The following is a 23,799-nucleotide window of genomic DNA, read 5'->3' as shown; positions in this document are numbered from 1 at the left end:
TCGGGCGACGCGGGGGATCGTCCGAGGCAGACGTGCGAACGCCCCGGTGGTCGCCCCGGGCTACCACCTCTCGCCGGAACGCATGGTGCGTCCACGTCGCCCGGGCTCAGCCCACCAGCTCCAGCACGGGCAGCAGTCCGGCGGGCCGGTCGGCCACCGGCAGATGGTCCACGAAGTGCACCGCGCACCCCAGGGCGCCGGCGCCGCCGTCCGCCACGCGGTTGTCCCCGACCATGAGCGTCCTGCGGGGATCGGCCCCCAGCGCCTCGCACGCGGTCGCGAAGAGGCGCGGATCGGGCTTCTGGATACCGTGCTCGAACGACAGGACGTAGGTGTCCACGTAGCGGTCCAGGCCGTGCTCCCGGAAGACCGGCCGGAGGTCCCAGCCGATGTTGCTGACCACCCCCACCGGGATGCCGCGCTCCCCGAGGGCCCGCAGCACCTGCGGGGCGTCCGGGTAGGGGGCCCAGGCGGCCGGGGTCATGTGCCGGTCGTACAGCGCGTCGTGCAGCGCCGGGTCGGGCAGCAGGACCTGGCGGGACAGGCCGGTGTAGGCGGCCCGGTGCAGTGCGGCGCTGCGGTCGCGGACCTGCCAGGTCTCGGCGAGTTCCGCGGGGACCCGGGCCGGATCCCCGCCGCCGGGGAGCGCCCCGACCGCCTCCAGCGCCCGTGCCGCGGCGGTCAACTCGGTGTCGGAGAGCGGGGTCCGGCTGCCCACCATGGCCCCGCGCAGCCAGGCATCGGTGGACTCGACCCGGAAGAGGGTCCCGGAGAAGTCGAACAGCACGGCGTTCATGGGGCGATCCTATGAGGCGCCGCCCCGCGCCCGTCGGCGATTGCGGAGGCCGGTGGGCGGGGCCCGCCGGGCGCGACGGGCCGGGTGGTGGCCGGCCGGGCGCGGACCCGTTCAGTCCTGCGCGTCCATCCGCCCCGGCTGCCACCGCGTGTGCGCCCACACCGCCAGGGCCACGACCGTCGCACCCAGGAGCCAGCCGCCCATCACGTCCGACGGCCAGTGCACGCCCAGCCAGATCCGGGTCAGGCCCACGCCCACCACGGAGACGACGGCCACGGCCAGGGCCGTGCGCCACACCGCCCGGGTGACGCCGTGGCGGTGCAGGAGCCACAGCAGCAGTCCGCACACCACGGTGGCGGTCATCGCGTGACCCGAGGGGAAGGCCGCGTAGTGGGCCGAGTCGACCGGGTCGGGCCACACGGGGCGGGGCCGGTCCACGGCCGCCTTGACGCCCTGCTGCAGCAGCGTGCCGAACGCCACGGCCACGGCCAGCCACACCGCCGTCCAGCGTGCCGCGAACCGCACCACCAGCGCCACGACCACGGCCGCGCACAGCAGCCTCATCGTCCACGGGTCCCAGACCCAGTCGGTCAGGATGCGGCACGCCTGGGTGAGGCCGCCCTCCTCGACCGCCCAGCGGTGGGTGGTGGCCGCGATGTCGCCGTCCGCGGTGACGAGAGGACTCCATCTCGCCGCGACGAGGGTCAGCAGCAGGGCCGAGCACACGGCCAGGGCACCGGCGAGCGTGGCGGTGACGCGGTGCTCCGGGCGGGGCGGGGAGTCGACGGACGAGGTGTGCATACAGCGATAGTCGCCGAACCCGGGGTTCCGAAACCAGCGCGGGGACGATCTCCCGCCACCCGGACGACCTGCTCCGGACGCCTCCCGTCCATCCGGCCCCGCCCCGGCCCCGGTCAGCCCAGGGCGCGCAGCCCGGGTACGAACGCCAGCAGCACCGGCACCACCGGCACCAGCGCGGCCGCCGCCGTCAGGCGCAGCCGCCGCGAGGGGGGCAGGCGGTCCGGGGGAGTGAGCAACCGGTGCACCCGGGCCGGGACATGGGCCTGGGGGGTCGGGCAGGGGCCGAACACGCCCCGGTGTTCGTTCAGTTCGACCAGGGCCAGGGCCGTGGTCAGCCGGCCGAAGCGGCGCGACGCCGTGTCGTCGGCGGCGAGTTCGACCAGGCGGTGCATCTCGTCGCGGAACGCGGCGAACACCGGCACCTGCGGGAAGCCGCCCGCGAGGGCGGAGGAGCAGTTCAGCAGCCAGTCGTGCCGGGCACGGGCGTGACCCTGCTCGTGGGCCAGGACGGCGTCCAGCTGCCGGCCCTTCAGCCGGTGCAACGCCGCCGTGGTCACGACCAGTTGGGCAGGTGTGCCGGGCACCCACCAGGCGTCGGGCCGCTCGCTCTCCAGGACGACGAGCCGACCCGAGACCGCCACCTCGCCCGGCATCAGCGGGGCCCGGACCAGGAGGTCGGCGCGGCGCCGGCGGCGCCGGGCCCGGGCCCGGACGATCTCGCGGACCAGCATCGCCGCGCTCCACAGCCCGGCGCAGGCCAGCGCCACCGCGGTGCTCGCCGCCCAGGTGCCCGCCGTGCCGAGGGCGTAGGCCTCGACGACCGGGCCGGGCGCCGTCGCGAAGACGTGCCCGCCTACCGCGTCCCAGGCGGCCGCCGCGCTCAGCGTCATCGACAGCGCGCAGCACACCAGCACGGCCGCCACCACGCACTGCCAGACCCACAGCGCCACCACCGGCTCGCGGTCCGGCCAGTCCGCCCGGGCGAGCAGCCGGGGAGCGACCACGGCCGTCAGGGCGCCGAGCAGCAGTAGCGCCGCGGGGAGCATCATGGCCGCAGCCTATGAGGGCATCACCCACCGGCGGTACGGCTCGCGGGGGCAAAGTGACGCAGGCAACGAAATCCGCAGCCGTCGGCTTGAACTGCTCCGCGGACGGGCGAACCGGCGTGAACCGCCCCCGGACCCGGGCAGGTCCGGGTGCGGCTCGCCGCCGCCGGGGTCTGCGGTGTCACAGCGTCAGCAGCATCGCCACCATCGCCATCCCCATGGACAGGCGGCAGGCTCGCGCCAGCTCCGGTCGGTCGCCCCACCCGCTCGCGGGCGAGCCCCGGCCCGCACCGCCGCTCCCCGCCACGGCCGCGACCGGCACCAGCCGTGTCCCGGCCAGCAGCACGTACCCGGCGAAGTACAGCAGCAGCATGCCCGTCAGCAGCGGAACCCCCGAGCCGCTCCCGCCGTGCGCGTGGCCGGGAGACCCCGCCATGACGACGGACATGTAGACCATCGCCCCGGCCCCCACCAGATGGTGCAGGTGGTGCGCCCCGGCCCGCGCGGCCCACAGCGCGTGCAGGCCCGCCGCCCCGAACATCACCGCGTACACCGGCCAGGCCCACGCGGGTGGTGTGAACGCCGCGGCCGGGACCGCCATGACGGCCATCCCGAAGCCCATCAGCGCCTCACCGCCCGCGGTGCCCCGTTCCCCCTCGGCCCCGTTGCGCATCCGCACCAGGCAGTAGGCGCCGGTCACCGCGCAGAGCGCCACCAGCAGCCAGCCGGACGATGCCGGTCCGTGCACGCGTACCTCCCCCGATCGGCGGTCGGTCATTCGATGCCCGGGCCGGACGGTGCGCAAGCGAGCGCAAGGGTGTACACGGGGAGCGTTTCGGGGAGCACGGCGGACGGACCCTGATGTTTTACGAGTAAAACACCTGTTAATGTGAAGGGATGAGCACCGCGCCCCCCACCCCCGCCCCCTCGACGACCCCACGGCGTCTCCCACTGGCGGGAGTGCTGCGCCTCGGCCGGCCCTCCGAGATCTGGTTCAAGCCCGCGCTGAGCGTGGTCGCCGCGATGGCGCCGCCCAACCTGACGCTGCTCGCGCTCGGGCGACTCGACCTGGCGATGTACACGATGGCGGGGTCCCTGTGCGCCCTGTACACCCACAACCGCCCCTACGCGGCCCGGGCCCGGGCCCTGCTGTGGGTGGTGCTGGGCATGGTCGGCGGTCTGGCGGTGGCCCTGGTCGCGGCCTCGCTCACCGACAGCGCCGCCCTCCTGGTCACCGTCGGGGCGCTGCTCGCCGCCGCGCAGAAGGTGCTGTGCGACGCCACCCGCGTCGGCCCGCCGGGCAACGTCGTGCTCGCCTTCGTCACCTCGGCGTCCCTGTTCGCGCCGCAGACCCTCGCCCAGGTCCCCGGCCACCTGGCGCTCGCCGCCGCCACCGGCGTCTGGGCCTGGCTGGTCTGCATGGCACCGGGACTGCTGCGCCCGCACGGCCCGGAGCGGCGGGCCACCGCCGCCGCACTGAAGGCGGCCGCCGCCTGCGCCGCCACCGCCGGGACGGGCGGCGACGCGGCCCGGGCCCGCGCGGCCGGGTACGCCGCCGTGCAGGCCGCCTGGCAGTCGCTGCTGTCCACCAAGGCCCCCTCGCGCACCCGGCGCGCACTGGAGCGGCTCGTCGTCCGCGCCGAGGTGGCCCTCGCCGCACCGGCGGAAGCGGACGCCGGGAGGCTGCGCGCCTGGGCCGACGCGCTGCGCGGCAACGGGCCGGTGCCGCGGGTCGGGCTCGCTCCGGCCGCCGCCGAGGAACTGGCCGGCGTCGAGGCGGCCCGGCCGCTGTGGGCCCGCCTCGGCCCGCTGACCCCGCTCGCCGCCCGCACGGCACTCGGCTGTGCGCTCGCCGGCTACGCCTCCCTCGCGCTGGGCGTCGGCCGGCCGTACTGGGCGCTGGTCACGGCTGCCTCGCTCTACCAGGCCAACATCACCCTGACCTGGAGCCGCGCCGTGCAGCGGGTGGTGGGCAACGTCGCCGGCGTCCTCGTCTTCCTGGCCGTCGTCCCGCTGGCGCACCTGGGCCCGGCGGCCCTGGTACTCAGCTGCCTGGCGTTCAGCTTCGGCGCCGAGGTGCTGATCAGCCGGAACTACTGGCTGGGCAGCGTGTGCGTGACGCCCATGGCCCTGCTCGTCACGGAGTTCGCCAAGTACCAGGCGCCGGGGGAGCTGATGAAGGAGCGGGTCGTGGACACCGTCGTCGGGGCGCTGGTCGGTCTCGCCGCCGCCGTGGCGGTGACCGACCGCCGCGCGGGCGACCGGGTGGAGCGCGCCCTAGCGGCCGCCGAGCGGGCCCGCGAGGACGCCGCCCGCCTGCTGGCCGAACCCGACCCCGCCCCGGCCGCCCTGGAATCGGCCCGCCGTGCCCTCGCCGCCGCCTTGGCCGCCCTGCGGGCCACCGCGGACGCCGCGGCCGGGGAGTGGTGGCAGCGGGCGCTGCCCCACGAGAGGGTCGTGCTCACCGAGCGGTCCGGACACCGTACGCTCGCCGCTACGGCACGACGCCAGGGACTGCTCCCGCGGCGGAGCGCGGGCACGGAGACGGAGGACGCACGGGCATGACGCCGACCGAGGGATCGTCACCCGCAGGGAACGGCCCGGGGGCCGGTCCCCGCCAGGGGGCCGGAGCCGGGCCGGGCGCGGGGGAACGGCCGTCCGCTGTGGACCGGGCCGCCGGCACCGCGCGAGGCGGTCCCGCCGGTGAGGACTCGGTCGCCGGGCACCGGCCCGCGCGCGCCCCCCGAGCGGGCGACGGCACGACGTCCGGTCCGGCCCCCGCCCGCCGGGGCGACACCGTGGCCGCGGTCGTCCACCAGTGGCGGTCGGTGCATCCCGAGCTGGACACCGGCCCGATGGAGGTCATCGGGCGGATCAACCGCTGCGCCGCGCTCCTCCAGCAGGCCGAGGACGCGCCCCTGCGCCGGGCGGGGCTCAGCCGGCCGGAGTTCGACCTGCTCGGCGCGCTGCGCCGGACCGGGCACGAGCTGACCCCCGGGGAACTGGCCCGGGAGACGTTCTCCTCCGGGGCCGCCGTCACCAAGCGGCTCAAGCAGCTCGCCGAGCGCGGCCTGGTCGAGCGCCGCGGCGACGACCGCGACCGCCGGGTGGTCCATCTCCGCCTCACCGACGCCGGGCGTGACCTGGTCGACGCGATCCTCCCCTCCCAGCTCGCCTACGAGGCCGCCGCGCTGTCCGGCCTCGACGCCCCCGAGCAGGGCGAACTGGCCGCACTGCTGGGGGACCTGCTCGGCCAGCTGGAGGGCCGTCTGGGCGCGCTGCGGCCCTGAGGACACCACGGGGCACGGGGCACGGAGCACCGGGTACGAGGCACGGGGGCGCCGGGGCCGGGGCGCCGCGTCCCGCTCCCGCTCGCCTGGAACGCGTACTCCGCTAGAACGCGTACTCCGCTAGAACTCGTACTCCGCCGGATACACCCCGAACATCGCCCCCTGTGGGTCCCGCAGCACCGCGATGCGCGGGCCGTCGGGCACGGACGTCGGGACCATCAGGACGGTGCCGTGCCGCTGGACGACGGCGGTCGCCCCGTCCACGTCGTCGACGGCGAAGTAGGGGAGCCAGTGCGGCGGCACCTCCGGCGGGAACTTGTCGTCCATCGTCACCATGCCGCCGAAGTCCGCGCCGTCCAGGCCCCACTGCGTGTAGCGGTCCGAGGCGCTGACGCCCCAGCCGAACACGCGCCCGTAGAACGCCACGGACTGCTCGGGGTCGCGGGTGAACAGCTCCACCCAGCCCAGCGCGCCGGGCGCGTTGAACAGCCCGGCGCCCGGGAAGGCCCCCGCCTGCCAGAGCTGGAACACCGCGCCGCCCGGGTCGGCGGCCACCACGAAGCGGCCCGCGTCGAACACGTCCACCGGGCCCAGCAGCACCACCCCGCCCGCCTCCGTCACCGCACGGGCCGCGGCGTCCGCGTCCGTCACGGCGAACGCCACGTTCCACGCCACCGGCTGGGACGGCTGGTACAGGGGGGCGAGGGCGGCGACGGCCGCGTCCCCGAGGTGGGCGACGGTGTAGCCGCCCGCCTCCGGGCGGGGGTCGGTCTCGGGCCGCCAGCCGAACAGGCGCGTGTAGAACCGCCGGGCCGCCTCCAGGTCGCTGGTGCCCAGCTCCGCCCAGCAGGGCCCGCCGGTCACCGGTGCGTCGAGCTTCATGGCGTTCCTTCCGCAGGAGACGACCCCCTCCAGCACGCTAAGCCGCCGCCGCGAGCGGGTGCCATCCGGGGACGCCGGTGGGGCACCGGGCGCCGGCCGCCTCAGATGCCCGGCCGGTGGCGCATCGGGTGGTCCGCCGGGACCTCGACCAGGACGATCGGGAGGCCGTCCGGATCGGCGATCCACATCTCGATCAGCCCCCACGGCTCGCGCACCGGGGGCCGCACGATCTCCACGCCCTCGGCACGCAGTTCCTCCTCGGCCGCCGCCGCGTCGTCCACCTGGAGCCACAGCCGCACCGACGGCTCCGGGCGGGAGGCGGCCCGGCCGGACACCTCCAGGAAGCCGCCGCCGAGGAAGTAGACCGTGCCGCGCTCGGGACCCGTGCCGAACTCCCGGTACACGGCGAGGCCCAGCTGCCCGCCGTAGAAGGCCCGGGACCGCACGGGGTCGGTGGGGCGGAGCAGGACGCGGCTGCCGAGTACATGCACCATGCGGCGGAGCCTACCGGCGGGGTTACGCTCGTCCCTGCCCGAGCCGCGCCAGGAAAAACGGAGACGTACGCCCATGGAGACCGCCGCCACCGCACTGACCTTCCGGGACGCCACGGACGCCGACGTGGACGAACTGGTCGCGCTGATCGAGTCGGCGTACCGGGGCGACTCCAGCCGGGCCGGGTGGACCACCGAGGCGGACATCCTGGAAGGGCAGCGCACCGACCCGCAGGGGGTGCTGGAGGTCGTCCAGTCGCCCGACAGTCGGCTGGTCACCGTGGAGCGCGACGGCCGGATCGTCGCCTGCTGCCAGCTGGAGCACCAGGGCGAGCACGCCTACTTCGGGATGTTCGCGGTCAGCCCCGCGCTCCAGGGCGCCGGGCTGGGCAAGCTGATCATCGCGGAGGCGGAGCGGCAGGCCCGGGAGACCTGGGGCGTGACGGAGATGCAGATGACGGTGATCTCCGTGCGGGAGGACCTGATCGCCTGGTACGAGCGGCGCGGCTACCGCCGCACGGGCCGGACCACCCCCTTCCCCTACGGCGACGAGCGGTTCGGCGTCCCGCAGCGCGACGACCTGGAGTTCGAGCTGCTGGTGAAGCGGCTCGGCTAGCGCGGCGAGCGGCCCCGGGCCCGCCGGGACCGGCCCTACGCCGTGAAACGGCCCGTGCGCTTGATGTCCGGGTGGTCGGTGGTCGCGCCGTCGAGGCCGAACGCCCGGACCAGGCGCAGGTGGTCCTGCGTGTTCACCACCCAGCCCAGGATCCGCAGGTCGGCCGCGCGGGCCCGTTCCACGATCTCCAGGGTGAGCCGGCGGATGTTCAGGCAGACGGTCGCCGCCCCCACCGCCACCGCGCGGTCGACGACGTCGGTGCCGTAGCGGCTGGCCACCAGCGCGGTGCGCACCCCGGGCACCAGACGGGCGATCTCGGCCACCGCCTCGTCGTGGAACGAGGACACCTCCACCCGGCCGGCCAGCCCGCGCGCGTTCATCACCTCCGCGAGGGCGCGCGCCGCCTGCACGTCCTTGATCTCTGCCTGGAGGGGCGCCCGCACGGCCTCCAGGACCTCCTCGAAGACCGGCACCCGCTCGCCCCGGCCCGCGTCCAGCGTCCGCAGCTCCGCGAGGGTCTTCTCGGCGATCGCCCCGGTGCCGTCGGTGGTGCGGTCCACGTCCGCGTCGTGCATGACGACGAGCGCGCCGTCCTTGCTCAGGTGCAGATCGAGTTCGATGGCGTCGAGCCCCGCCTCCTGGGCGGCGACGAACGACCGGAGGGTGTTCTCGGGCTCCACACCCATGACTCCGCGGTGACCGATCGTGAGGAAGTTCAAGACACCACTCTCTTCCGTCGACAGGCGGCTGTGGGGGCCTGACGGCCCACCCGACCGTATCGCCTGGACAGGCCCTGCGCGCAGAGGTGCGGGCATGCCCGTCGCGGGCCCGGGCACAAGCATGGTCGACAGGAAAAAGTGCGGTGAAGGACCGGGTGAGGCAGGATATTTTCCCGAGGCGACCCTTGCTGGACGGAACCTCGTGTGTATACGGTCTGCATACGTGAGATTCTCCCGTGGAGGGTGTGACATGACGGAAATTCTTGTGCAAGTGGGTTCGGAGGAGACGGTTCCTCCCGTGGCCAGGGTGGTGGAGCACCCGGCGTGGCCCGTGCTCAAGGATGCCGTGGAGCGGATACGGCCCTGGCAGTCGAAGGACGGGTCGATCGACTTCGGCGCCGAGGGTGCGCCCGGTACGGCCGACGCCGAGCTCGCCGTCCGCGAGGTCGTCGACGCGGTCCTGGAGCTCTCCCCGCTGCTCCCGCACGACCGCGCCTACCACGAGGCCCTGGCCAAGGACCTCACGCGGTGGGCCGACGGCGGTTTCCAGGTGCCGGACTTCCTCGACTCGCTGCTGGCCTTCCAGCCCGCCGCGCACCGGGCGGACGGCCTCCAGCACCTGGTCGTCTTCCCGATGTACACGCAGAACGGCAACCCGGACCGCAACCTCGAAGCGGTCGTGCTGCGCATGGTCTGGCCGGACTGGCTGGCCGAGCTGGAGCGCACCCGTTACGACAACCCGCTGTTCTGCGGCATCACGTTCGAGGACTTCACGGCCGGCTACGACACCAACTCGGCCGTCCTCTTCCCCGAGACGATCGCCGTGCGCGAGGCCCCGGAGCGGTTCACCTGGGGCGGGATCTTCTGCGACCGCGAGGCGGCCCGCTTCCGGCGCGTCACCGACGCCGCCGTCGACATCCTGGGCCTGGAGCTGCCCGAGGACGTGGCCGCGATGGTCCACGACCAGAAGCGCTGCGAGGAGGCCTTCGTCCTGTGGGACATGGTCCACGACCGCACCCACAGCCACGGCGACCTGCCCTTCGACCCGTTCATGATCAAGCAGCGCCAGCCGTTCTGGATGTACGGCCTGGAGGAACTGCGCTGCGACCTCACCGCCTTCAAGGAGGCCGTGAAGCTCGCCCAGGAGGGCGTCCCGCAGGCCCGTGACGTGCAGGTCGCGGTCCTCTTCGACCGCATGTTCCGCTTCCCCGTCACCGGCGAGCGCGTGCGCAACTACGACGGCCTCGGCGGCCAGCTCCTCTTCGCGTACCTGCACAAGCACGACGTCGTCCGCTGGACCGACAACAAGCTCACCATCGACTGGGAGCGGGCCCCGCAGGTCACCAACCAGCTGTGCGGCGAGATCGAGCAGCTGTACCGCGACGGCATCGACCGTCCCAAGCTCGTCCACTGGTTCGCCGGCTACGAGCTCGTCTCCACCTATCTCTCCCCGCACCCGGGCTCCAAGTGGGCCAAGGGTCCCGACGCCCTGGACCTGACGCAGCCGCCGCGCAAGCTCGTCGATGACGTGCTTCCGGACGAGTTTCCGCTGAGCATGTTCTATGAGGCACTGTCCAAGAAGCTGAAGAACGTGATCGCCTCCACCAAGGGCATCACGGCGGACAGCACCGAGCGGATCGCCGCGTGAGCGATCGGCGTACCGAGAACACTGCTCAGGAGGCGAAGAACATGGCGGGGAACGGGGCGCTCAGCGGTGCGGTGATCGCGGTGGCCGGAGCGGGCGGGCCCGCGGGCCGGGCCGCACTGCTCAGGCTGGCCGAGGCGGGAGCCACCGTCATCGGCTCCGACAACGATCCGGAGCGGCTGGCGGAAGCCGTCGACGCGGCGGGCTACGCCACCGGCGGCGCGACCGTCACCGGTGACACGGTCGACCTGCTCGACCTGCAGGCCACCCGTGACTGGGCCGACCGCATCGAGAAGGACTTCGGCCGCGTCGACGGCCTGGTCCACCTCGTCGGCGGCTGGCGCGGCAGCGAGACCTTCACCAGGACCAGCCTCGACGACTGGGACTTCCTGGAGATGCTGCTGGTGCGCACCGTGCAGCACACCTCGCTCGCCTTCCACGAGGCGCTCCAGCGCAGCGACCGCGGGCGCTACGTGCTGATCAGCGCCGCGGGGGCCAGCAAGCCCACCGCGGGCAACGCCGCCTACGCCGCCGGCAAGGCGGCCGCGGAGGCGTGGACGCTGGCCATGGCCGACTTCTTCCGCAAGGCCGGGGGCCCCGAGGGCCCGACCTCGGCGGCTGCGATCCTGGTGGTGAAGGCGCTGGTGCACGACGCCATGCGCGCCGACCGCCCCAACGCGAAGTTCGCGGGCTTCACCGACGTCAAGGACCTGGCCGAGGCCATCACCGAGGTCTGGGACAAGCCCGCCGCCGAAGTGAACGGAAAACGTCTGTGGCTCACCGAGAAGCCGTGAACCCGCCGAAGACCGACGCACGACGCCACCACGACCCCGACATCCGCGGTTTCGCCAGCGACAACTACGCCGGCGTCCACCCGGAGGTGCTCGCCGCCCTGGCCGTGGCCAACGGCGGGCACCAGGTCGCCTACGGCGAGGACGTGTACACCGAGAACCTGCAGCACCTCGTGCGCAGCCACTTCGGCCCGACGGCCGAGGCGTTCCCGGTCTTCAACGGCACCGGAGCCAACGTCGTCGCCCTCCAGGCGGTCACCGACCGCTGGGGCGCGGTGATCTGCGCCGAGAGCGCGCACATCAACGTCGACGAGTGCGGCGCGCCCGAGCGCGTCGGCGGGCTGAAGCTGCTCACCGTCCCGACGCCCGACGGCAAGCTCACCCCCGAGCTGATCGACCGGCAGGCGTACGGCTGGGACGACGAGCACCGCGCGATGCCGCAGGTCGTGTCGATCACCCAGGCCACCGAGCTGGGCACGGTCTACACGCCCGAGGAGATACGGGCGCTGTGCGACCACGCCCACGCGCACGGCATGAAGGTGCACCTGGACGGCTCCCGGCTGGCCAACGCCGCCGCCACCCTGGACGTCCCCATGCGGACGCTCACCAGCGCGGCCGGCGTCGACCTGCTCTCCCTGGGCGGCACCAAGAACGGCGCCCTGTTCGGCGAGGCGGTCGTGGTGATCAACCAGGACGCCGTGAGCCACATGAAGCACCTGCGCAAGCTGTCCATGCAGCTCGCCTCGAAGATGCGGTTCGTGTCGGTGCAGCTGGAGGCCCTGCTCGCCCGGGACCTGTGGCTGCGCAACGCCCGGCACGCCAACGAGATGGCCCAGCGCCTGGCCGAGGGCGTGCGCTCGGTGCACGGGGTGGAGGTCCTCTACCCGGTGCAGGCCAACGCGGTGTTCGCCCGGCTGCCGCACGACGTGAGCGAGCGCCTGCAGAAGCGGTTCCGCTTCTACTTCTGGGACGAGACGGCGGGCGACGTCCGCTGGATGTGCTCCTTCGACACGACCGAGGACGACGTGGACGCGTTCCTCGCGGCGCTCAAGGAGGAGATGGCCCGCTAGCGAGCGGGGATCCGCGGTACTCACGGATCCGGGCGTCCGCCGCGCACCTCCCCCGGGGGGTGCGCGGCGGACGCCTTTGTGCGTGGGCAGCGGCACCGATTGTGGAGCCGTGGGCGTCCTGCATCGCTTGAAGTCCAATCGGATGGACTTTCTGGTCTTGTATGCTGCACCGCGGCGGTCGTCCGGGATACGCACCCCAGACGGGGAATCCGGTCGGCCGTCCCCGACCGCACCCCCGAGGCAAGGCCCCCACCATGACACTCACCCTGACCGTGTCGGACCGCGTGCGCGCCCTCGCGCCCGGCTTCACCCATGTCGCGATCGAGGCGCACGGCCTGGTCAACGGGCCGAGCACCGAGGCGAGTTCGGCCCTGCTGGACGACGCTGCCCGGCGGCTCGCGGCCCGCCTGGACGGCCGCGCACCGCACGAGGACCCGCACATGGCCGCCTGGCGCGAGACGTACACGGCCTTCGGTTCGAAGCCCTCCCGTACCCGCAACTCCGCCGAGGCGCTGGCCCGGCGGGCCCTGTCGGATGCGGGGCTGCCCCGCATCAACCTGCTCGTCGACCTCTACAACGCCGTGTCCGTCGCCCGTCTGATCCCCGTCGGCGGTGAGGACCTCGACCGGATCGAGGGCGAGATGCGCCTGGTCCGCGCCACGGGCGAGGAGGAGTTCGTGACTGTCGCCGGCGGCGAGGAGGTCGTCGAGCACCCGGACCCGGGCGAGGTCGTCTGGTGCGACGACCGGGGCGTCACCTGCCGGCGCTGGAACTGGCGGCAGGGGCCGCGCACCCGGCTGACCGAGCGGACGACGTCGGGGGTCTTCCTGCTGGAGAGCCTCGCGCCGCTGCCCGTCGCCGAGGTGCAGGACGCCGCGCGGGAACTCGCCGAGCTGCTGGCGGAGTTCAGCCCGGGTGCCGACCTCGACGTCCGCGCCCCCGGGTCCGCCTGAGCGGGGGCGGCGGGGGCGTCAGTGCGCTTCCGCCGCCCGGACCTGCTCCGGCGTCGGGGCCGTGCCGCCGAGGTGGGCCGGCATCCACCAGGTGTCGTCCGGGCCCTTCGGGCGCACCGGGTAGGCGCGCTGGGCGGCCTCCAGCAGTTCCTGCACGCGCTCGCGCACCTGCCGGGTCAGGGCACCCGCGTACTTGTCACGCGAAGCCTCGATCGCCTCGCCCACGCGGATCGTGATCGGGATGTGGCTGCGCTTGAAGTTGCGCGGGTGGCCCTTGGTCCACAGCCGCTGCGTGCCCCACACCGCCATCGGGATCAGCGGCACGCCCGCCTCCTGCGCCAGGCGTGCGGCACCCGACTTGAAGCTCTTCAGCGTGAACGACGGCGAGATCGTCGCCTCGGGGAACACCCCGACGATCTCGCCCGAACGCAGTGAGTCCAGGGCGTGCGCGTACGCCGCCTCGCCCTGCTTGCGGTCCACCGGGATGTGCTTCATCCCGCGCATCAGCGGACCCGAGATCCGGTGCCGGAAGACCGACTCCTTCGCCATGAACCGCACCAGGCGCTTCTGGGGCAGCGCGGCCAGGCCGTTGAAGACGAAGTCCAGGTAGCTGATGTGGTTGCTGACCAGTACGGCGCCGCCCGAGCGCGGGATGTTCTCCGAACCCTGGCAGTCGATCTTGAGGTCCCACACCTTGAACAGCGTGCGGGCGAAGCCGACGACGGGACGGTAGACGAGCTCTGCCATGGGCGGTTCGGACCCTTCCTGCTCTGCCTGGGAAGGGATTCCCAGCGGACAAGTTACGCAGCCGTAGGTTTACGGCTTGTCGCAGATGGTGCCCCAAGAACGGCCGGGTAGCCAGTCCTCGTGCCCGCGGCAGGCGAGATTCTCGTCACGTCGCTCGTGGATCTCACCTCGTGCTTTTACGTGCCCATTACCCCGCGCGCACGGTCGCGCGCCGCACGAGCAGGTACAACTCGCAGCCCAGGCAGTACCCGAACGCCGCATTGAGGAAGGCGGCGGCGAGCGCCGCGCCGGTCGCCGCGAGTCCCAGCCACCCGGGTCCCACGGCGAAGCCGACCAGTCCCAGCCCGGCGAAGAGCAGCCCCACCGCCTGGGCGAACCGCGGCGGTTCGGGCGCCTCGAACGCGGTCGGCGGCCCCAGCCGGGGCCGCAGGAACCGGGCGAACAGCACGCCGTACGGCGAGCGGCGCACCCCGCCCGCCGCGCCGAGCAGGAACGCCAGCGTCTGCCAGGCCAGCAGCCAGGCGCTGCCCGTGATCAGGACGACCGCCAGCACCACGGTCGTGACGACCGCGCCGAAACGCGGTCCTCTTGCGTCGATGTCCATGGGAACCAAGCATTCCGCAGCTCGGTGCACGTGAGGGGGCGGGAATCTTTGCGGTCTCGTGAACGCTTGCAGCAGGTGATGACCGGACTGGTGGTGTGCGTGGCGGTGCTCGTGGCGGCGAGCGCCCTCGGAGTGCTGCACAGGCGACGGAGCGGGAGGGTGCGGGTGCGCGGGCGGGACGACGGCAAGCGGCTCGACGCGGCGGATCTGGGCGCACAGCTGGGGGAGCGGGCGACGCTGGTGCAGTTCTCCAGCGCGTTCTGCGCGCCCTGCCGCGCGACCCGGCGGGTGCTCGGCGAGGTGGCCGGGCTGGTCCCGGGTGTGGCGCACGTGGAGATCGACGCCGAGGCCCACCTGGACCTCGTGCGGCGGCTCGACGTCCTCAAGACACCGACGGTGCTGGTCCTCGACGTCGGCGGCCGGGTGGTGCGCAGGGCGGTGGGGCAGCCCCGCAAGGCCGACGTGATCGCCGCGCTCGGCGAGGCGGTGGACGGGGCGTGAGGCAGTCAGTGAGTCATCTCCCACAACCGGGAACGAACTTGACTGCGCCGACCATTTATCGTCAGCCTGACCGCATGCCTGCGGACCTCCTGACCACGACCGGCCTGCTGCGCTCGGTCTTCCGGCGGCACGCCGCGGGCGTCGCCGTCGTCACCGCCCGTGGCGAGGACGGCCCGGTGGGCTTCACCGCCACCTCCCTGACCTCGGTGTCCGCCGAGCCGCCCCTGTTCTCGTTCGGGGTCGGCACCGGCGCCTCCAGCTGGCCCGCGCTGGCCGGGGCCGGGCATGTGGGCGTCCACGTGCTCGGCGAGCACCAGCAGGAGCTGGCCGCCACCTTCGCCCGCAGCGGCGCCGACCGCTTCGCCCCGCCGACCGACTGGCGCGAGGGCCCCGAGGGCGTCCCTGTGCTCGACGGCGTGTCCGCCTGGCTGGTGGGCCGGATCGTGGCCCGGGTGCCCGCCGGGGACCACCGGCTCGTCATCGCCGAGGTGGTGCACGGGGCCGCCACGGGCACCGACCGCCCCCTGCTCTACCACCAGGGCTCCTTCCACCGGCTGGGCGGCTGACCGGCGCCTCTCCGCCGGGCTGCGCGACCGTCGAGTTCCGGTTACGCTGCGTTGCGAAGGTCACAGTTCAAAGCGCTTGCTTAGCGGGAACGAACTCTGTGTACTGACGAGTAATATTTCGCTCGGAGCGTGGGTCGCCCCGACCGGGATCGGCCGCTTGAGGCGCCTATGCTGCCTGCAAGAGGCAGCCGAGAAATGACGATGCAGTAGGAGAGCCGGCGTGAGCTTGAGGATCGTTGTCACTGTGAAGTACGTGCCCGACGCCACTGGCGACCGGCACTTCGCCGATGACCTGACCGTCGACCGGGACGACGTGGACGGTCTGCTCTCCGAGCTCGACGAGTACGCGGTCGAGCAGGCGCTGCAGATCTCCGAGAACTCCGACGACGACGTGGAGATCACCGTCCTGACGGTGGGCCCCGAGGACGCCAAGGACGCCCTGCGCAAGGCGCTGTCCATGGGCGCCGACAAGGCGATCCACGTCGAGGACGACGACATCCACGGCACCGACGCCATCGGCACCTCCCTGATCCTGGCGAAGGCGATCGAGAAGGCCGGCTACGACCTGGTCGTCTCCGGCATGGCCTCCACCGACGGCACCATGGGCATCGTCCCCGCGCTGCTCGCCGAGCGACTGGGCGTCCCGCAGGTCACCCTGCTCTCCGAGGTCTCGGTCGAGGACGGCACGGTCAAGGGCCGCCGCGACGGCGACGCCGCCTCGGAGAACCTGGAGGCCTCCCTGCCGGCGGTCGTGTCCGTGACCGACCAGTCGGGCGAGGCGCGCTACCCCTCCTTCAAGGGCATCATGGCGGCCAAGAAGAAGCCGGTGGAGTCCTGGGACCTGTCCGACCTCGACCTCGAGGCCGAGGAGGTCGGCCTGGAGGGCGCCTACACGGTCGTCGACGGCGCCACCGAGCGCCCGGCCCGTACCGCGGGCACGATCGTCAAGGACGAGGGCGAGGGCGGCAAGCAGCTCGCTGAGTTCCTCGCGGGCCAGAAGTTCATCTGAGCCCGATCGCCGACCGTCCCTCATCTTTCGCAAGCAGGAGAGAAGAAGTCCCATGGCTGAAGTTCTCGTCTACGTCGACCACGTGGACGGTGCCGTCCGCAAGCCCACCCTGGAGCTGCTGACCCTGGCCCGCCGCATCGGCGAGCCGGTCGCCGTCGCGCTGGGCAACGGCGCCGGTGACACCGCCGCCGCCCTCGCCGAGCACGGCGCGGTCAAGGTCCTCACGCACGAGGCCGCCGAGTACGCCGACTACCTGGTCGTGCCGAAGGTGGACGCCCTCCAGGCCGCCCACGAGGCCGTCTCCCCGGCCGCCGTGCTGGTGCCGTCCTCCGCCGAGGGCAAGGAGATCGCCGCCCGCCTGGCGCTGCGCCTGGGCTCCGGCATCATCACCGACGCCGTCGACCTGGAGGCCGGCGACGAGGGTCCGGTGGCCACCCAGTCGGTGTTCGCCGCGTCCTACACCACCAAGTCCCGTGTCTCCAAGGGCACTCCGGTCATCACGGTCAAGCCGAACAGCGCCGCCGTGGAGGCCGCCCCGGCCGCCGGCACCGTCGAGGCGCTGAGCGTGTCCTTCTCCGCGCAGGCCACCGGCACCAAGGTCACCGGCCGCACGCCGCGTGAGTCGACGGGCCGCCCGGAGCTGACCGAGGCCGCGATCGTGGTCTCCGGCGGCCGTGGTGTGAACGGCGCGGAGAACTTCGCGATCATCGAGGCCCTCGCCGACTCCCTCGGCGCGGCCGTGGGCGCCTCGCGTGCCGCGGTGGACGCCGGCTGGTACCCGCACACCAACCAGGTGGGCCAGACCGGCAAGTCGGTCTCGCCGCAGCTGTACATCGCCAACGGCATCTCCGGCGCGATCCAGCACCGTGCCGGCATGCAGACCTCGAAGACGATCGTCGCGGTCAACAAGGACGCCGAGGCCCCGATCTTCGACCTCGTCGACTACGGCGTCGTCGGCGACCTGTTCGACGTCGTCCCGGCCCTGACCGAGGAGATCAAGGCCCGCAAGGGCTGATCGCCCCCCGGCGGCAGCAGGGCCCCCGTGACCGGCCGGTCACGGGGGCCCTTGCTCATCCCAGGGTCATCGAGGCCTGCACGGGCAGATGGTCGCTCGGGTAGGTCCCGCCCAGGCTGAAGGTGTTCATCCAGGCCCGGTGCGTGGTCACCCCGGGGGTGGTGAGGATCCAGTCGATGCGCCGCCCGCCGGGCACGGGCGCCCGGTAGCGGTGGTACGTCCCGTACGCGGGCCCCCGCGCCGCCGCCTCGTCCCAGGCGTCCACCAGCCCGATCCCCAGCATGAGGTCGTACACCCGGTTGTGGTGGGCGGGCGCGTTGAAGTCGCCGGTGACGACGACGGGCAGTGAGCGGTCCCAGCCGGCGATCGTCTCGCCGATGAGCCCCGCGGAGCGTGTGCGGGCGTACTGGCTGACACTGTCCAGGTGGGTGTTGAGGACGTAGAACTCCCGGCCGCCGTCGGCGAGATCGGCGAAGCGCACCCAGGTCACCATGCGCAGCCAGTCCGCGTCCCAGGTGTTCGACGCGATCGTGTACGGGGTGTCCGACAGCCAGAAGTGATCGAACTCGATCGGGTCGAGTCGGCGCGTGTCGTAGAAGATCGCCATGAACTCGTCCTTGCTGCCGCCCCCGCGTCCGGTGCCGATCCAGTCGTAGTGCGCACCGAGATCCTTCTCGATCGTGCGCACCTGGCCGTAGAGCCCTTCCTGGGTGCCGATGACGTGGGGTCTCTCGCGGCGCAGCAGCTCGCGCATCACCGGCCGGCGCACGGACCAGGGCGGTGTCTCGTCGACGACGGTCGCGAAGCGCACGTTGAACGTCATGACGTCCAGGGCACCCGGGTGCTCGCCGGCGGCGGCGGACCGGGTCGGGCCCGCGGTGGTGAGCAGCGGTCCCGCGGCGGCGACCGCGGCCACCGCCTTGAGCCCGTGTCGGCGCGTCACTCCGGCCTCGTTCGGCACGTGATCCACTCCTTCGCACGTCAGGATGATGGTTGTCTGCTGAATACGGAAGAGAGGGGCGGGATTGCAGCGATTGCGGGGCATGGATGCGGGATCACCGTCCCGACGGTGTTGACCAGGCCGGAGGTCGGCCGATAACTTCGCTCTACGGATTGTTGATTCCGCAGAGTGGAAAACAGGAGGGTTCCGGAATGGGTCAGGGCCAGCAGGAGAAGGTGGCGACGAGCCTCGCGGGCGCCGTCAGCGAGGAGATCAGCGCCGCCCTCGCGCCGGTCGACGCGGAACTGGAGCGCCGCTACCCCGGAGACCCCGGCACCCGCCAGCCCGTGCACACCGTCTACGTGCCCGGTGACGCCTTCGCCGCCGACACGCTGCGCACCTGGGGCGACCGGGCCCTGGCCGCCCTCGACGAGCACGCCCCGGACGCCGCCTCCCTCGCGGCCGTCCTCGGCCTGCCCGAGGACCTCGCCGAACCCGTTCACGCCCGGGTGCGCGCCAAGCTGGAGCGCGAGCCGATCGAGGACCTGCGCGTCGACTTCGAGGACGGCTACGGCAACCGCCCCGACGCCGAGGAGGACGAGGCCGCCGCCCGCGCCGCCCGCATCGTCGCCGAGGCGTACGCGCAGGGCACCGCCGCCCCCTACATGGGCATCCGCATGAAGTGCATGGAAGCGCCCGTGCGCGCCCGGGGCATCCGCACCCTCGACATCTTCCTCACCGGCCTGATCGAGGCCGGCGGCCTGCCCGCCGGGCTGGTCCTCACCCTGCCCAAGGTGACCTACGCCGAGCAGGTCACGGCCATGGCCCGGCTGCTGGACGCCTTCGAGAAGACCCACGGCCTCGAACCCGGCCGCATCGGCTTCGAGATCCAGATCGAGACCAGCCAGTCCATCCTCGCCGCCGACGGCACCGCCACCGTCGCCCGCATGATCCAGGCCGCCGAGGGCCGTGCCACCGGACTGCACTACGGCACCTTCGACTACAGCGCCTGCCTCGGCGTCTCCGCCGCCCACCAGGCCAGCGACCACCCGGCCGCCGACCACGCCAAGGCCGTCATGCAGGTCGCCGCGGCCGGCACGGGCGTACGGGTCTGCGACGGCTCCACCAACGTCCTGCCCGTCGGCCCCACCGAGAAGGTCCACGCCGCCTGGCGCCTGCACTACGGCCTCACCCGCCGCGCCCTGGCCCGCGCGTACTACCAGGGCTGGGACATGCACCCCGGGCACATCCCCACCCGGTACGCGGCCGTCTTCGCCTTCTACCGCGAGGGCTTCGAGCAGGCCGCCGCCCGGCTCACCCGCTACGCCAACCGCTCCGGCGGCGACGTCATGGACGAGCCCGCCACCGCCAAGGCCCTCAGCGGCTACCTGCTGCGCGGCCTGGACTGCGGCGCGCTGGACATCGGGGAGGTCGCCCGGCTGACCGGTCTGACCCGCGCCGACCTGGAGGGCTTCGCGATGCCCCGGCGCGGGGACCTGACGGCGTCCGCCTGAGGCCCGGTGGCACCGGCACGGGCCGGCCCTGCCGCAGCCGCCGTCGAGGAAGCGCGCACCTGCACGGTCGGTGAACCGCGCACCTGCACGGTCGACGGCGGCCGCCGGGACGTGGGGGCCGGCGGCGTCTACGTCGGGGGCGGCGGCGTCGCACCGGTTCCCGGGCTGCCGTACTGCTGGGCCCGCGCCGACCACACCGCCGCGTACCGTTCGAGCCCCGACGCCGTCACCAGGCCCTCCTCGGCGAACAGCCGCGTACCCCGTTCGCACAGCCGCCGGTCGGCCCGGGCCCGGGCACAGAACTCCTCGGGCAGGGTGCCGAACAGCTCCCGCAGCCGCGGGAGTTCCGCCAGCAGGCCGCCGAGCAGCTCCCGTTGGCCCGGGTGGACCCGCCGCGCGCCGGTGCCGTCGTGCAGGACGCCGTGCCGGTTGACGTAGGCGAACACCCCGGGCAGGCGGCTGCCGTCGGCGAGTTCGACCGTGACGCCGGGGTCGGGCAGCCACGCCCGGTCGAAGTTGCCGCCCGGCATGGGCACGCCCTCGCTGGCGTCGATCGCCGCGAGCTGCCCCCCGTCGAGCCAGAGGACGAACAACTCCCGTACCGTGCCCGGCGCGAGGACCGGCGAGGCCGAGACGTACCCGGCGCGGCTGACGTGGGCCGACACCCCCGCGTCGACACCGGTGACCCGGGCCTTCACCATCGGCAGCGGCGACGTCGTCCCGGCCTCGCGCAGCTTGTGCCGCAGCTGGCCCGGGCAGCCGTTGGAGCCGATGGCGAGGACCGGCGTGCGGTCCTCGTGACGGAGGCGGTCCAGCGGCAGGAACCGGTCGCCGTCGAGCAGCCCCGAAGCGGCCGGCCACGCGCCGGGATAGAGCAGCGGCTCCTGGCGCGGCACCCCGTCCAGTCCGAGTGCCCGCAGCGTGCGGTCCACCTGCCCGCCCACGACCGCTCAGTCCGCCGGCGGCAGCTCGCCCGAGCCGCGGGTGATCAGACGGGTCGGCAGCTCGATGCGCTCGGGCGTGACCGAGGAGCCGTCGAGCTGCCGGAAGAGACGTTCCGCCGCGGTGCGGCCGATGGCCGCGGCGTCCTGGGCGACGACCGTGACGCCCGGCTGGAGCAGGTCGGCGAGCTCGATGTCGTCGAACCCCACGAGGGCGACGCGGCGGGAGTGCGCGGCGAGCACCCGGATCACGGTGACCGTCACGCGGTTGTTGCCGGCGAATATCGCGGTGACCGGGTCGGGGCCGGACAGCATCTCCTCGGCGGCCCGGCGCACCCGCTCGGGGTCGGTGACGCCGAGGGACATCCAGGGGGCCGCCACCGGTATCCCCGCGTCCTCCATCGCGGCCCGGTAGCCGCGCAGCCGCTCGGCGGCCGTGTGGATGCGGGGCATGTCGCCGATGAAGCCGATCCTGCGGTGCCCCTGGGCGATGAGGTGGGCGACCCCGTCGCGGGCACCGCCGAAGTTGTCCGAGAGCACCACGTCGGCCTCGATGTGCCCGGCCGGGCGGTCCACGAACACCGTGGCCACCCCCGCCTTCAGCTCCGGCTCCAGATACCGGTGGTCGTCCCCGGCGGGAATGACCACCAGCCCGTCCACCCGCCGCGCGCACAGGGCGAGCACCAGTTCCTGCTCCCGGTCCGGGTCCTCGGCGCTGGAGCCGTTGATCAGCAGGGCCCCGTGCGCCCGGGCGACCTCCTCCACGGCGCGGCTCAGCGGTCCGTAGAACGGGTCGGCGAGGTCCTCCAGGACCAGTCCGATGCTGGCGGTGCGGCCCTTGCGGAGCACCCGCGCGCTGTCGTTGCGGCGAAACCCCAGGGCGTCGATCGCCTCCTGGACCCGTCGCTCCGTCTCCGGCGTGACGCCGGGCTCGCCGTTCACGACCCGGGAGACCGTCTTCAGGCCGACCCCGGCCCGAGCGGCCACGTCCTTCATGGTCGGACGGTTGCCGTAGCGCGTGGCGGATCGGAGGTGGGTCTGGGGCACGGTGCGCTGTCCTGTCCTGTCGTCCACGGGGTGCGTAGGTCCGGGGTGTTGTATGAGGATGTGGCGTCGAGCATAGAGCCTGGACAACGTTGTCAGCCTCGGGAGAGACTGTCCACCGCGCTCTCCGGCCCGCCTCCGACGGCGGAGCCGGTACGTGGTTTGCCCTGCTCGATGGCTGTTCTCGGCATTTTTCATATGGTTCACGGGGAGATCCGACACTGATGCACACCGACCTAGTGGCCGCGCTCGACATCGGCGGCACCAAGATCGCCGGCGCTCTCGTGGACGGGGGCGGCCGGATCCTGGTCCGCGCCCAGCGGCCGACGCCCGCCCGCGAGGACGGCGACACCGTGATGCGGGCCGTGGAAGCGGTGCTCGGCGAGCTCACCGCCTCCCCGCTGTGGGGGCGGGCCGCGGCGGTCGGGATCGGCAGCGCAGGGCCCGTGGACGCCTCGGCGGGAACGGTGAGCCCGGTGAACGTGCCCGGCTGGCGCGACTACCCGCTGGTGTCGCGGGTCCGCGCCGCCGCCGGCAACCTGCCCGTGGAGCTGATCGGCGACGGTGTGGCGATCACGGCCGCCGAGCACTGGCAGGGCGCCGCCCGCGGCCACGACAACGCGCTGTGCATGGTGGTCTCCACGGGCGTCGGCGGCGGCCTGGTGCTCGGCGGGCGGCTGCACGCCGGACCCACCGGCAACGCCGGTCACATCGGCCACATCAGTGTCGATCTCGACGGCGATCTGTGCCCGTGCGGCTCGCACGGGTGCGTGGAGCGCCTCGCGAGCGGCCCCAACATCGCCCGGCGCGCCCTGGAGGACGGCTGGCGGCCCGGCCCCGACGGGGACACCTCCGCCGCCGCGGTGGCCGCCGCGGCCCGGGCCGGCGACGCGGTCGCCGTCGCGTCCTTCGAGCGGGCCGCACAGGCCCTGGCGGCGGGGATCGCGGCCACGGCCACCCTTGTGGAGATCGACATCGCGGTGATCGGCGGGGGCGTGGGCAAGGCCGGCGAGGTCCTCTTCGCCCCGCTGCGCAAGGCCCTCGGCGCCTACGCGACGTTGTCCTTCGTCCGGAACTTGACCGTCGCTCCCGCCCAGATGGGCACCGACGCCGGCCTGGTGGGCGCCGCCGCGGCGGCCCTGGCGAAGCGGGCCGACCCGGCGGCGGCGGGCGTCTGAGACCCGGCAGGAACGTTCAGGCACCGTCCGTACCCGCGTACTCGTCCTCGCGGGCGGCCGGGCCGCGGCGTAGGGCGGGACGCTTGTGCGCCGGAACCCATCCCTGCGGGCAATCGGGCCGCGGCGTAGGGCAGGACGCTCGTGCGCCGGAACCCGTCCTCGCGGGCGGTCGGGCCGCGGTGTAAGGCAGGACGCTCAGCGCCGTGACGCCGGTGAGCTGCTCCCGCCGGCGTCGGTCCGGCCGACCGGCTGAAGCCGTCGGCCCCGGCACCCGCGCGTCGCCCGGACGCTCACCGACACGCCCCTGTCCGCTGGCCTCGTGTCCGCCGGGCTCCGGCCTCCCGGCCCCGGCCTCCCGGCCTTCGGCCCCCGGCCCCGGCCTCCCGGCCTTCGGCCCCCGGCCCCGGCCTCCCGGCCCCGGCCTCCCGGCCTTCGGCCCCCGGCCCCGGCCTCCCGGCCCCGGCCTCCCGGCCTTCGGCCCCCGGCCCCGGCCTCCCGGCCTTCGGCCCCCGGCCCCGGCCTCCCGGCCTTCGGCCCCCGGCCCCGGCCTCCCGGCCTTCGGCCCCCGGCCCTGCCGACCCCCGTCCTCGGGTCGGACGGCGTGCCGCCGGGCGGGCGTGCCGGCGGCCGGGGGTTCGGC

The 23,799-nt window shown here is 73.7% G+C and carries 25 protein-coding genes; 13 read left to right on the top strand and 12 right to left on the bottom strand.

Annotation, left to right across the window (positions count from 1 at the left end; genetic code table 11):
* Nucleotides 1-106: 106 nt before the first annotated feature.
* The 4 genes from ACZ6ZN_RS24625 to ACZ6ZN_RS24610 form a co-directional block, all read right to left on the bottom strand.
* Nucleotides 107-796 (bottom strand): HAD family hydrolase, encoded by a 690-nt coding sequence (locus ACZ6ZN_RS24625; protein ID WP_469649460.1) that lies wholly within the window; start codon nt 794-796, stop codon nt 107-109.
* 111 nt (nt 797-907) lie between these two features.
* Complete coding sequence (locus tag ACZ6ZN_RS24620) at nt 908-1,597, bottom strand: phosphatase PAP2 family protein (protein ID WP_451878203.1); 690 nt, start codon at nt 1,595-1,597, stop codon at nt 908-910.
* A gap of 113 nt (nt 1,598-1,710) precedes the next feature.
* On the bottom strand, nt 1,711-2,646 hold the full coding sequence (locus ACZ6ZN_RS24615) for a M56 family metallopeptidase (RefSeq protein ID WP_469649457.1): 936 nt from the start codon (nt 2,644-2,646) through the stop codon (nt 1,711-1,713).
* A 178-nt stretch (nt 2,647-2,824) separates the two neighbouring features.
* Nucleotides 2,825-3,391 (bottom strand): DUF5134 domain-containing protein, encoded by a 567-nt coding sequence (locus ACZ6ZN_RS24610; RefSeq protein WP_469649453.1) that lies wholly within the window; start codon nt 3,389-3,391, stop codon nt 2,825-2,827.
* 149 nt (nt 3,392-3,540) lie between these two features.
* On the opposite strand from ACZ6ZN_RS24610, the gene ACZ6ZN_RS24605 reads away from it, so the two are divergent.
* Together ACZ6ZN_RS24605 and ACZ6ZN_RS24600 are read left to right on the top strand one after the other, a co-directional pair.
* Nucleotides 3,541-5,208: an FUSC family protein gene (locus ACZ6ZN_RS24605; RefSeq protein ID WP_469649451.1), complete on the top strand. Its 1,668-nt coding sequence runs from the start codon at nt 3,541-3,543 to the stop codon at nt 5,206-5,208.
* 233 nt (nt 5,209-5,441) lie between these two features.
* A complete protein-coding gene (locus ACZ6ZN_RS24600; RefSeq protein ID WP_398108717.1) occupies nt 5,442-5,933 on the top strand; it encodes a MarR family winged helix-turn-helix transcriptional regulator in 492 nt (163 codons plus the stop codon).
* 120 nt (nt 5,934-6,053) lie between these two features.
* Here the strand turns inward: ACZ6ZN_RS24600 and ACZ6ZN_RS24595 are convergent, their stop codons facing one another.
* Complete coding sequence (locus ACZ6ZN_RS24595; protein ID WP_398108478.1) at nt 6,054-6,815, bottom strand: VOC family protein; 762 nt, start codon at nt 6,813-6,815, stop codon at nt 6,054-6,056.
* A 101-nt stretch (nt 6,816-6,916) separates the two neighbouring features.
* Complete coding sequence (locus ACZ6ZN_RS24590) at nt 6,917-7,309, bottom strand: VOC family protein (RefSeq protein WP_469649449.1); 393 nt, start codon at nt 7,307-7,309, stop codon at nt 6,917-6,919.
* A gap of 73 nt (nt 7,310-7,382) precedes the next feature.
* On the opposite strand from ACZ6ZN_RS24590, the gene ACZ6ZN_RS24585 reads away from it, so the two are divergent.
* Nucleotides 7,383-7,922 carry a GNAT family N-acetyltransferase gene (locus ACZ6ZN_RS24585; protein ID WP_469649447.1) on the top strand — a complete coding sequence of 180 codons (540 nt, stop codon included), beginning with the start codon at nt 7,383-7,385 and terminating at the stop codon, nt 7,920-7,922.
* A gap of 35 nt (nt 7,923-7,957) precedes the next feature.
* Here the strand turns inward: ACZ6ZN_RS24585 and ACZ6ZN_RS24580 are convergent, their stop codons facing one another.
* Nucleotides 7,958-8,641 (bottom strand): glycerophosphodiester phosphodiesterase, encoded by a 684-nt coding sequence (locus ACZ6ZN_RS24580; RefSeq protein WP_398108475.1) that lies wholly within the window; start codon nt 8,639-8,641, stop codon nt 7,958-7,960.
* 250 nt (nt 8,642-8,891) lie between these two features.
* Between ACZ6ZN_RS24580 and ACZ6ZN_RS24575 the strand changes: the two genes are divergently transcribed.
* From ACZ6ZN_RS24575 to ACZ6ZN_RS24560, 4 genes are all read left to right on the top strand, one after another.
* Nucleotides 8,892-10,289: a DUF6421 family protein gene (locus ACZ6ZN_RS24575; protein WP_469649445.1), complete on the top strand. Its 1,398-nt coding sequence runs from the start codon at nt 8,892-8,894 to the stop codon at nt 10,287-10,289.
* Nucleotides 10,290-10,330: 41 nt separating this feature from the next.
* On the top strand, nt 10,331-11,080 hold the full coding sequence (locus ACZ6ZN_RS24570) for an SDR family NAD(P)-dependent oxidoreductase (RefSeq protein WP_398108716.1): 750 nt from the start codon (nt 10,331-10,333) through the stop codon (nt 11,078-11,080).
* Nucleotides 11,077-12,147: a threonine aldolase family protein gene (locus tag ACZ6ZN_RS24565; protein ID WP_451878210.1), complete on the top strand. Its 1,071-nt coding sequence runs from the start codon at nt 11,077-11,079 to the stop codon at nt 12,145-12,147. The genes ACZ6ZN_RS24570 and ACZ6ZN_RS24565 overlap by 4 nt, the downstream gene beginning before the upstream one ends.
* Nucleotides 12,148-12,401: 254 nt before the next feature.
* On the top strand, nt 12,402-13,100 hold the full coding sequence (locus ACZ6ZN_RS24560) for a B3/B4 domain-containing protein (protein ID WP_469649442.1): 699 nt from the start codon (nt 12,402-12,404) through the stop codon (nt 13,098-13,100).
* Between the two features lie 18 nt (nt 13,101-13,118).
* Here the strand turns inward: ACZ6ZN_RS24560 and ACZ6ZN_RS24555 are convergent, their stop codons facing one another.
* A complete protein-coding gene (locus tag ACZ6ZN_RS24555; RefSeq protein ID WP_398108471.1) occupies nt 13,119-13,847 on the bottom strand; it encodes a lysophospholipid acyltransferase family protein in 729 nt (242 codons plus the stop codon).
* A gap of 187 nt (nt 13,848-14,034) precedes the next feature.
* Entirely contained in the window at nt 14,035-14,451 is a 417-nt protein-coding gene (locus ACZ6ZN_RS24550) for a DUF4395 domain-containing protein (protein ID WP_398108470.1), read from the bottom strand.
* A 78-nt stretch (nt 14,452-14,529) separates the two neighbouring features.
* Here ACZ6ZN_RS24550 and ACZ6ZN_RS24545 point away from each other — a divergent pair, with 78 nt between their 5' ends.
* The 4 genes from ACZ6ZN_RS24545 to ACZ6ZN_RS24530 all read left to right on the top strand — a co-directional run bounded on the left by ACZ6ZN_RS24545 (nt 14,530) and on the right by ACZ6ZN_RS24530 (nt 17,542).
* Nucleotides 14,530-14,952 carry a thioredoxin family protein gene (locus ACZ6ZN_RS24545; RefSeq protein ID WP_469649847.1) on the top strand — a complete coding sequence of 141 codons (423 nt, stop codon included), beginning with the start codon at nt 14,530-14,532 and terminating at the stop codon, nt 14,950-14,952.
* 74 nt (nt 14,953-15,026) lie between these two features.
* Nucleotides 15,027-15,518, top strand: a complete 492-nt coding sequence (locus tag ACZ6ZN_RS24540; protein WP_398108469.1) for a flavin reductase family protein — start codon at nt 15,027-15,029, stop codon at nt 15,516-15,518.
* Between the two features lie 220 nt (nt 15,519-15,738).
* Nucleotides 15,739-16,527, top strand: coding sequence for an electron transfer flavoprotein subunit beta/FixA family protein (locus tag ACZ6ZN_RS24535; protein WP_398108468.1), 789 nt, complete (start codon nt 15,739-15,741; stop codon nt 16,525-16,527).
* 52 nt (nt 16,528-16,579) lie between these two features.
* On the top strand, nt 16,580-17,542 hold the full coding sequence (locus tag ACZ6ZN_RS24530; RefSeq protein WP_398108467.1) for an electron transfer flavoprotein subunit alpha/FixB family protein: 963 nt from the start codon (nt 16,580-16,582) through the stop codon (nt 17,540-17,542).
* 55 nt (nt 17,543-17,597) lie between these two features.
* Here the strand turns inward: ACZ6ZN_RS24530 and ACZ6ZN_RS24525 are convergent, their stop codons facing one another.
* Complete coding sequence (locus ACZ6ZN_RS24525; protein WP_469649435.1) at nt 17,598-18,503, bottom strand: endonuclease/exonuclease/phosphatase family protein; 906 nt, start codon at nt 18,501-18,503, stop codon at nt 17,598-17,600.
* A gap of 191 nt (nt 18,504-18,694) precedes the next feature.
* Between ACZ6ZN_RS24525 and ACZ6ZN_RS24520 the strand changes: the two genes are divergently transcribed.
* A complete protein-coding gene (locus tag ACZ6ZN_RS24520; RefSeq protein WP_398108465.1) occupies nt 18,695-19,996 on the top strand; it encodes a DUF6986 family protein in 1,302 nt (433 codons plus the stop codon).
* Nucleotides 19,997-20,124: 128 nt separating this feature from the next.
* On the opposite strand, the gene ACZ6ZN_RS24515 is transcribed toward ACZ6ZN_RS24520, so the two are convergent.
* Nucleotides 20,125-20,940 carry a hypothetical protein gene (locus tag ACZ6ZN_RS24515; RefSeq protein WP_469649432.1) on the bottom strand — a complete coding sequence of 272 codons (816 nt, stop codon included), beginning with the start codon at nt 20,938-20,940 and terminating at the stop codon, nt 20,125-20,127.
* Nucleotides 20,941-20,946: 6 nt separating this feature from the next.
* Nucleotides 20,947-22,011 carry a LacI family DNA-binding transcriptional regulator gene (locus ACZ6ZN_RS24510; RefSeq protein WP_398108463.1) on the bottom strand — a complete coding sequence of 355 codons (1,065 nt, stop codon included), beginning with the start codon at nt 22,009-22,011 and terminating at the stop codon, nt 20,947-20,949.
* A gap of 194 nt (nt 22,012-22,205) precedes the next feature.
* Between ACZ6ZN_RS24510 and ACZ6ZN_RS24505 the strand changes: the two genes are divergently transcribed.
* Nucleotides 22,206-23,159 (top strand): ROK family protein, encoded by a 954-nt coding sequence (locus ACZ6ZN_RS24505; protein WP_398108462.1) that lies wholly within the window; start codon nt 22,206-22,208, stop codon nt 23,157-23,159.
* Nucleotides 23,160-23,799 lie beyond the last annotated feature (640 nt).

The organism is Streptomyces sp. NPDC053665 (assembly GCF_055585285.1).
This window is presented reverse-complemented; position numbering and strand designations above follow the sequence as displayed.

What these genes read in the sequence shown, in the direction of transcription:
- ACZ6ZN_RS24520 (WP_398108465.1), top strand. Translation starts at nt 18,695, where the DNA reads ATGGGTCAGGGCCAGCAGGAGAAGGTGGCGACGAGCCTCGCGGGCGCC.
- ACZ6ZN_RS24605 (WP_469649451.1), top strand. Translation starts at nt 3,541, where the DNA reads ATGAGCACCGCGCCCCCCACCCCCGCCCCCTCGACGACCCCACGGCGT.
- ACZ6ZN_RS24555 (WP_398108471.1), bottom strand. Translation starts at nt 13,847, where the DNA reads ATGGCAGAGCTCGTCTACCGTCCCGTCGTCGGCTTCGCCCGCACGCTG.
- ACZ6ZN_RS24570 (WP_398108716.1), top strand. Translation starts at nt 10,331, where the DNA reads ATGGCGGGGAACGGGGCGCTCAGCGGTGCGGTGATCGCGGTGGCCGGA.
- ACZ6ZN_RS24625 (WP_469649460.1), bottom strand. Translation starts at nt 796, where the DNA reads ATGAACGCCGTGCTGTTCGACTTCTCCGGGACCCTCTTCCGGGTCGAG.
- ACZ6ZN_RS24505 (WP_398108462.1), top strand. Translation starts at nt 22,206, where the DNA reads ATGCACACCGACCTAGTGGCCGCGCTCGACATCGGCGGCACCAAGATC.
- ACZ6ZN_RS24585 (WP_469649447.1), top strand. Translation starts at nt 7,383, where the DNA reads ATGGAGACCGCCGCCACCGCACTGACCTTCCGGGACGCCACGGACGCC.
- ACZ6ZN_RS24550 (WP_398108470.1), bottom strand. Translation starts at nt 14,451, where the DNA reads ATGGACATCGACGCAAGAGGACCGCGTTTCGGCGCGGTCGTCACGACC.
- ACZ6ZN_RS24530 (WP_398108467.1), top strand. Translation starts at nt 16,580, where the DNA reads ATGGCTGAAGTTCTCGTCTACGTCGACCACGTGGACGGTGCCGTCCGC.
- ACZ6ZN_RS24620 (WP_451878203.1), bottom strand. Translation starts at nt 1,597, where the DNA reads ATGCACACCTCGTCCGTCGACTCCCCGCCCCGCCCGGAGCACCGCGTC.
- ACZ6ZN_RS24545 (WP_469649847.1), top strand. Translation starts at nt 14,530, where the DNA reads ATGACCGGACTGGTGGTGTGCGTGGCGGTGCTCGTGGCGGCGAGCGCC.
- ACZ6ZN_RS24590 (WP_469649449.1), bottom strand. Translation starts at nt 7,309, where the DNA reads ATGGTGCATGTACTCGGCAGCCGCGTCCTGCTCCGCCCCACCGACCCC.
- ACZ6ZN_RS24595 (WP_398108478.1), bottom strand. Translation starts at nt 6,815, where the DNA reads ATGAAGCTCGACGCACCGGTGACCGGCGGGCCCTGCTGGGCGGAGCTG.
- ACZ6ZN_RS24560 (WP_469649442.1), top strand. Translation starts at nt 12,402, where the DNA reads ATGACACTCACCCTGACCGTGTCGGACCGCGTGCGCGCCCTCGCGCCC.
- ACZ6ZN_RS24540 (WP_398108469.1), top strand. Translation starts at nt 15,027, where the DNA reads ATGCCTGCGGACCTCCTGACCACGACCGGCCTGCTGCGCTCGGTCTTC.
- ACZ6ZN_RS24575 (WP_469649445.1), top strand. Translation starts at nt 8,892, where the DNA reads ATGACGGAAATTCTTGTGCAAGTGGGTTCGGAGGAGACGGTTCCTCCC.
- ACZ6ZN_RS24615 (WP_469649457.1), bottom strand. Translation starts at nt 2,646, where the DNA reads ATGATGCTCCCCGCGGCGCTACTGCTGCTCGGCGCCCTGACGGCCGTG.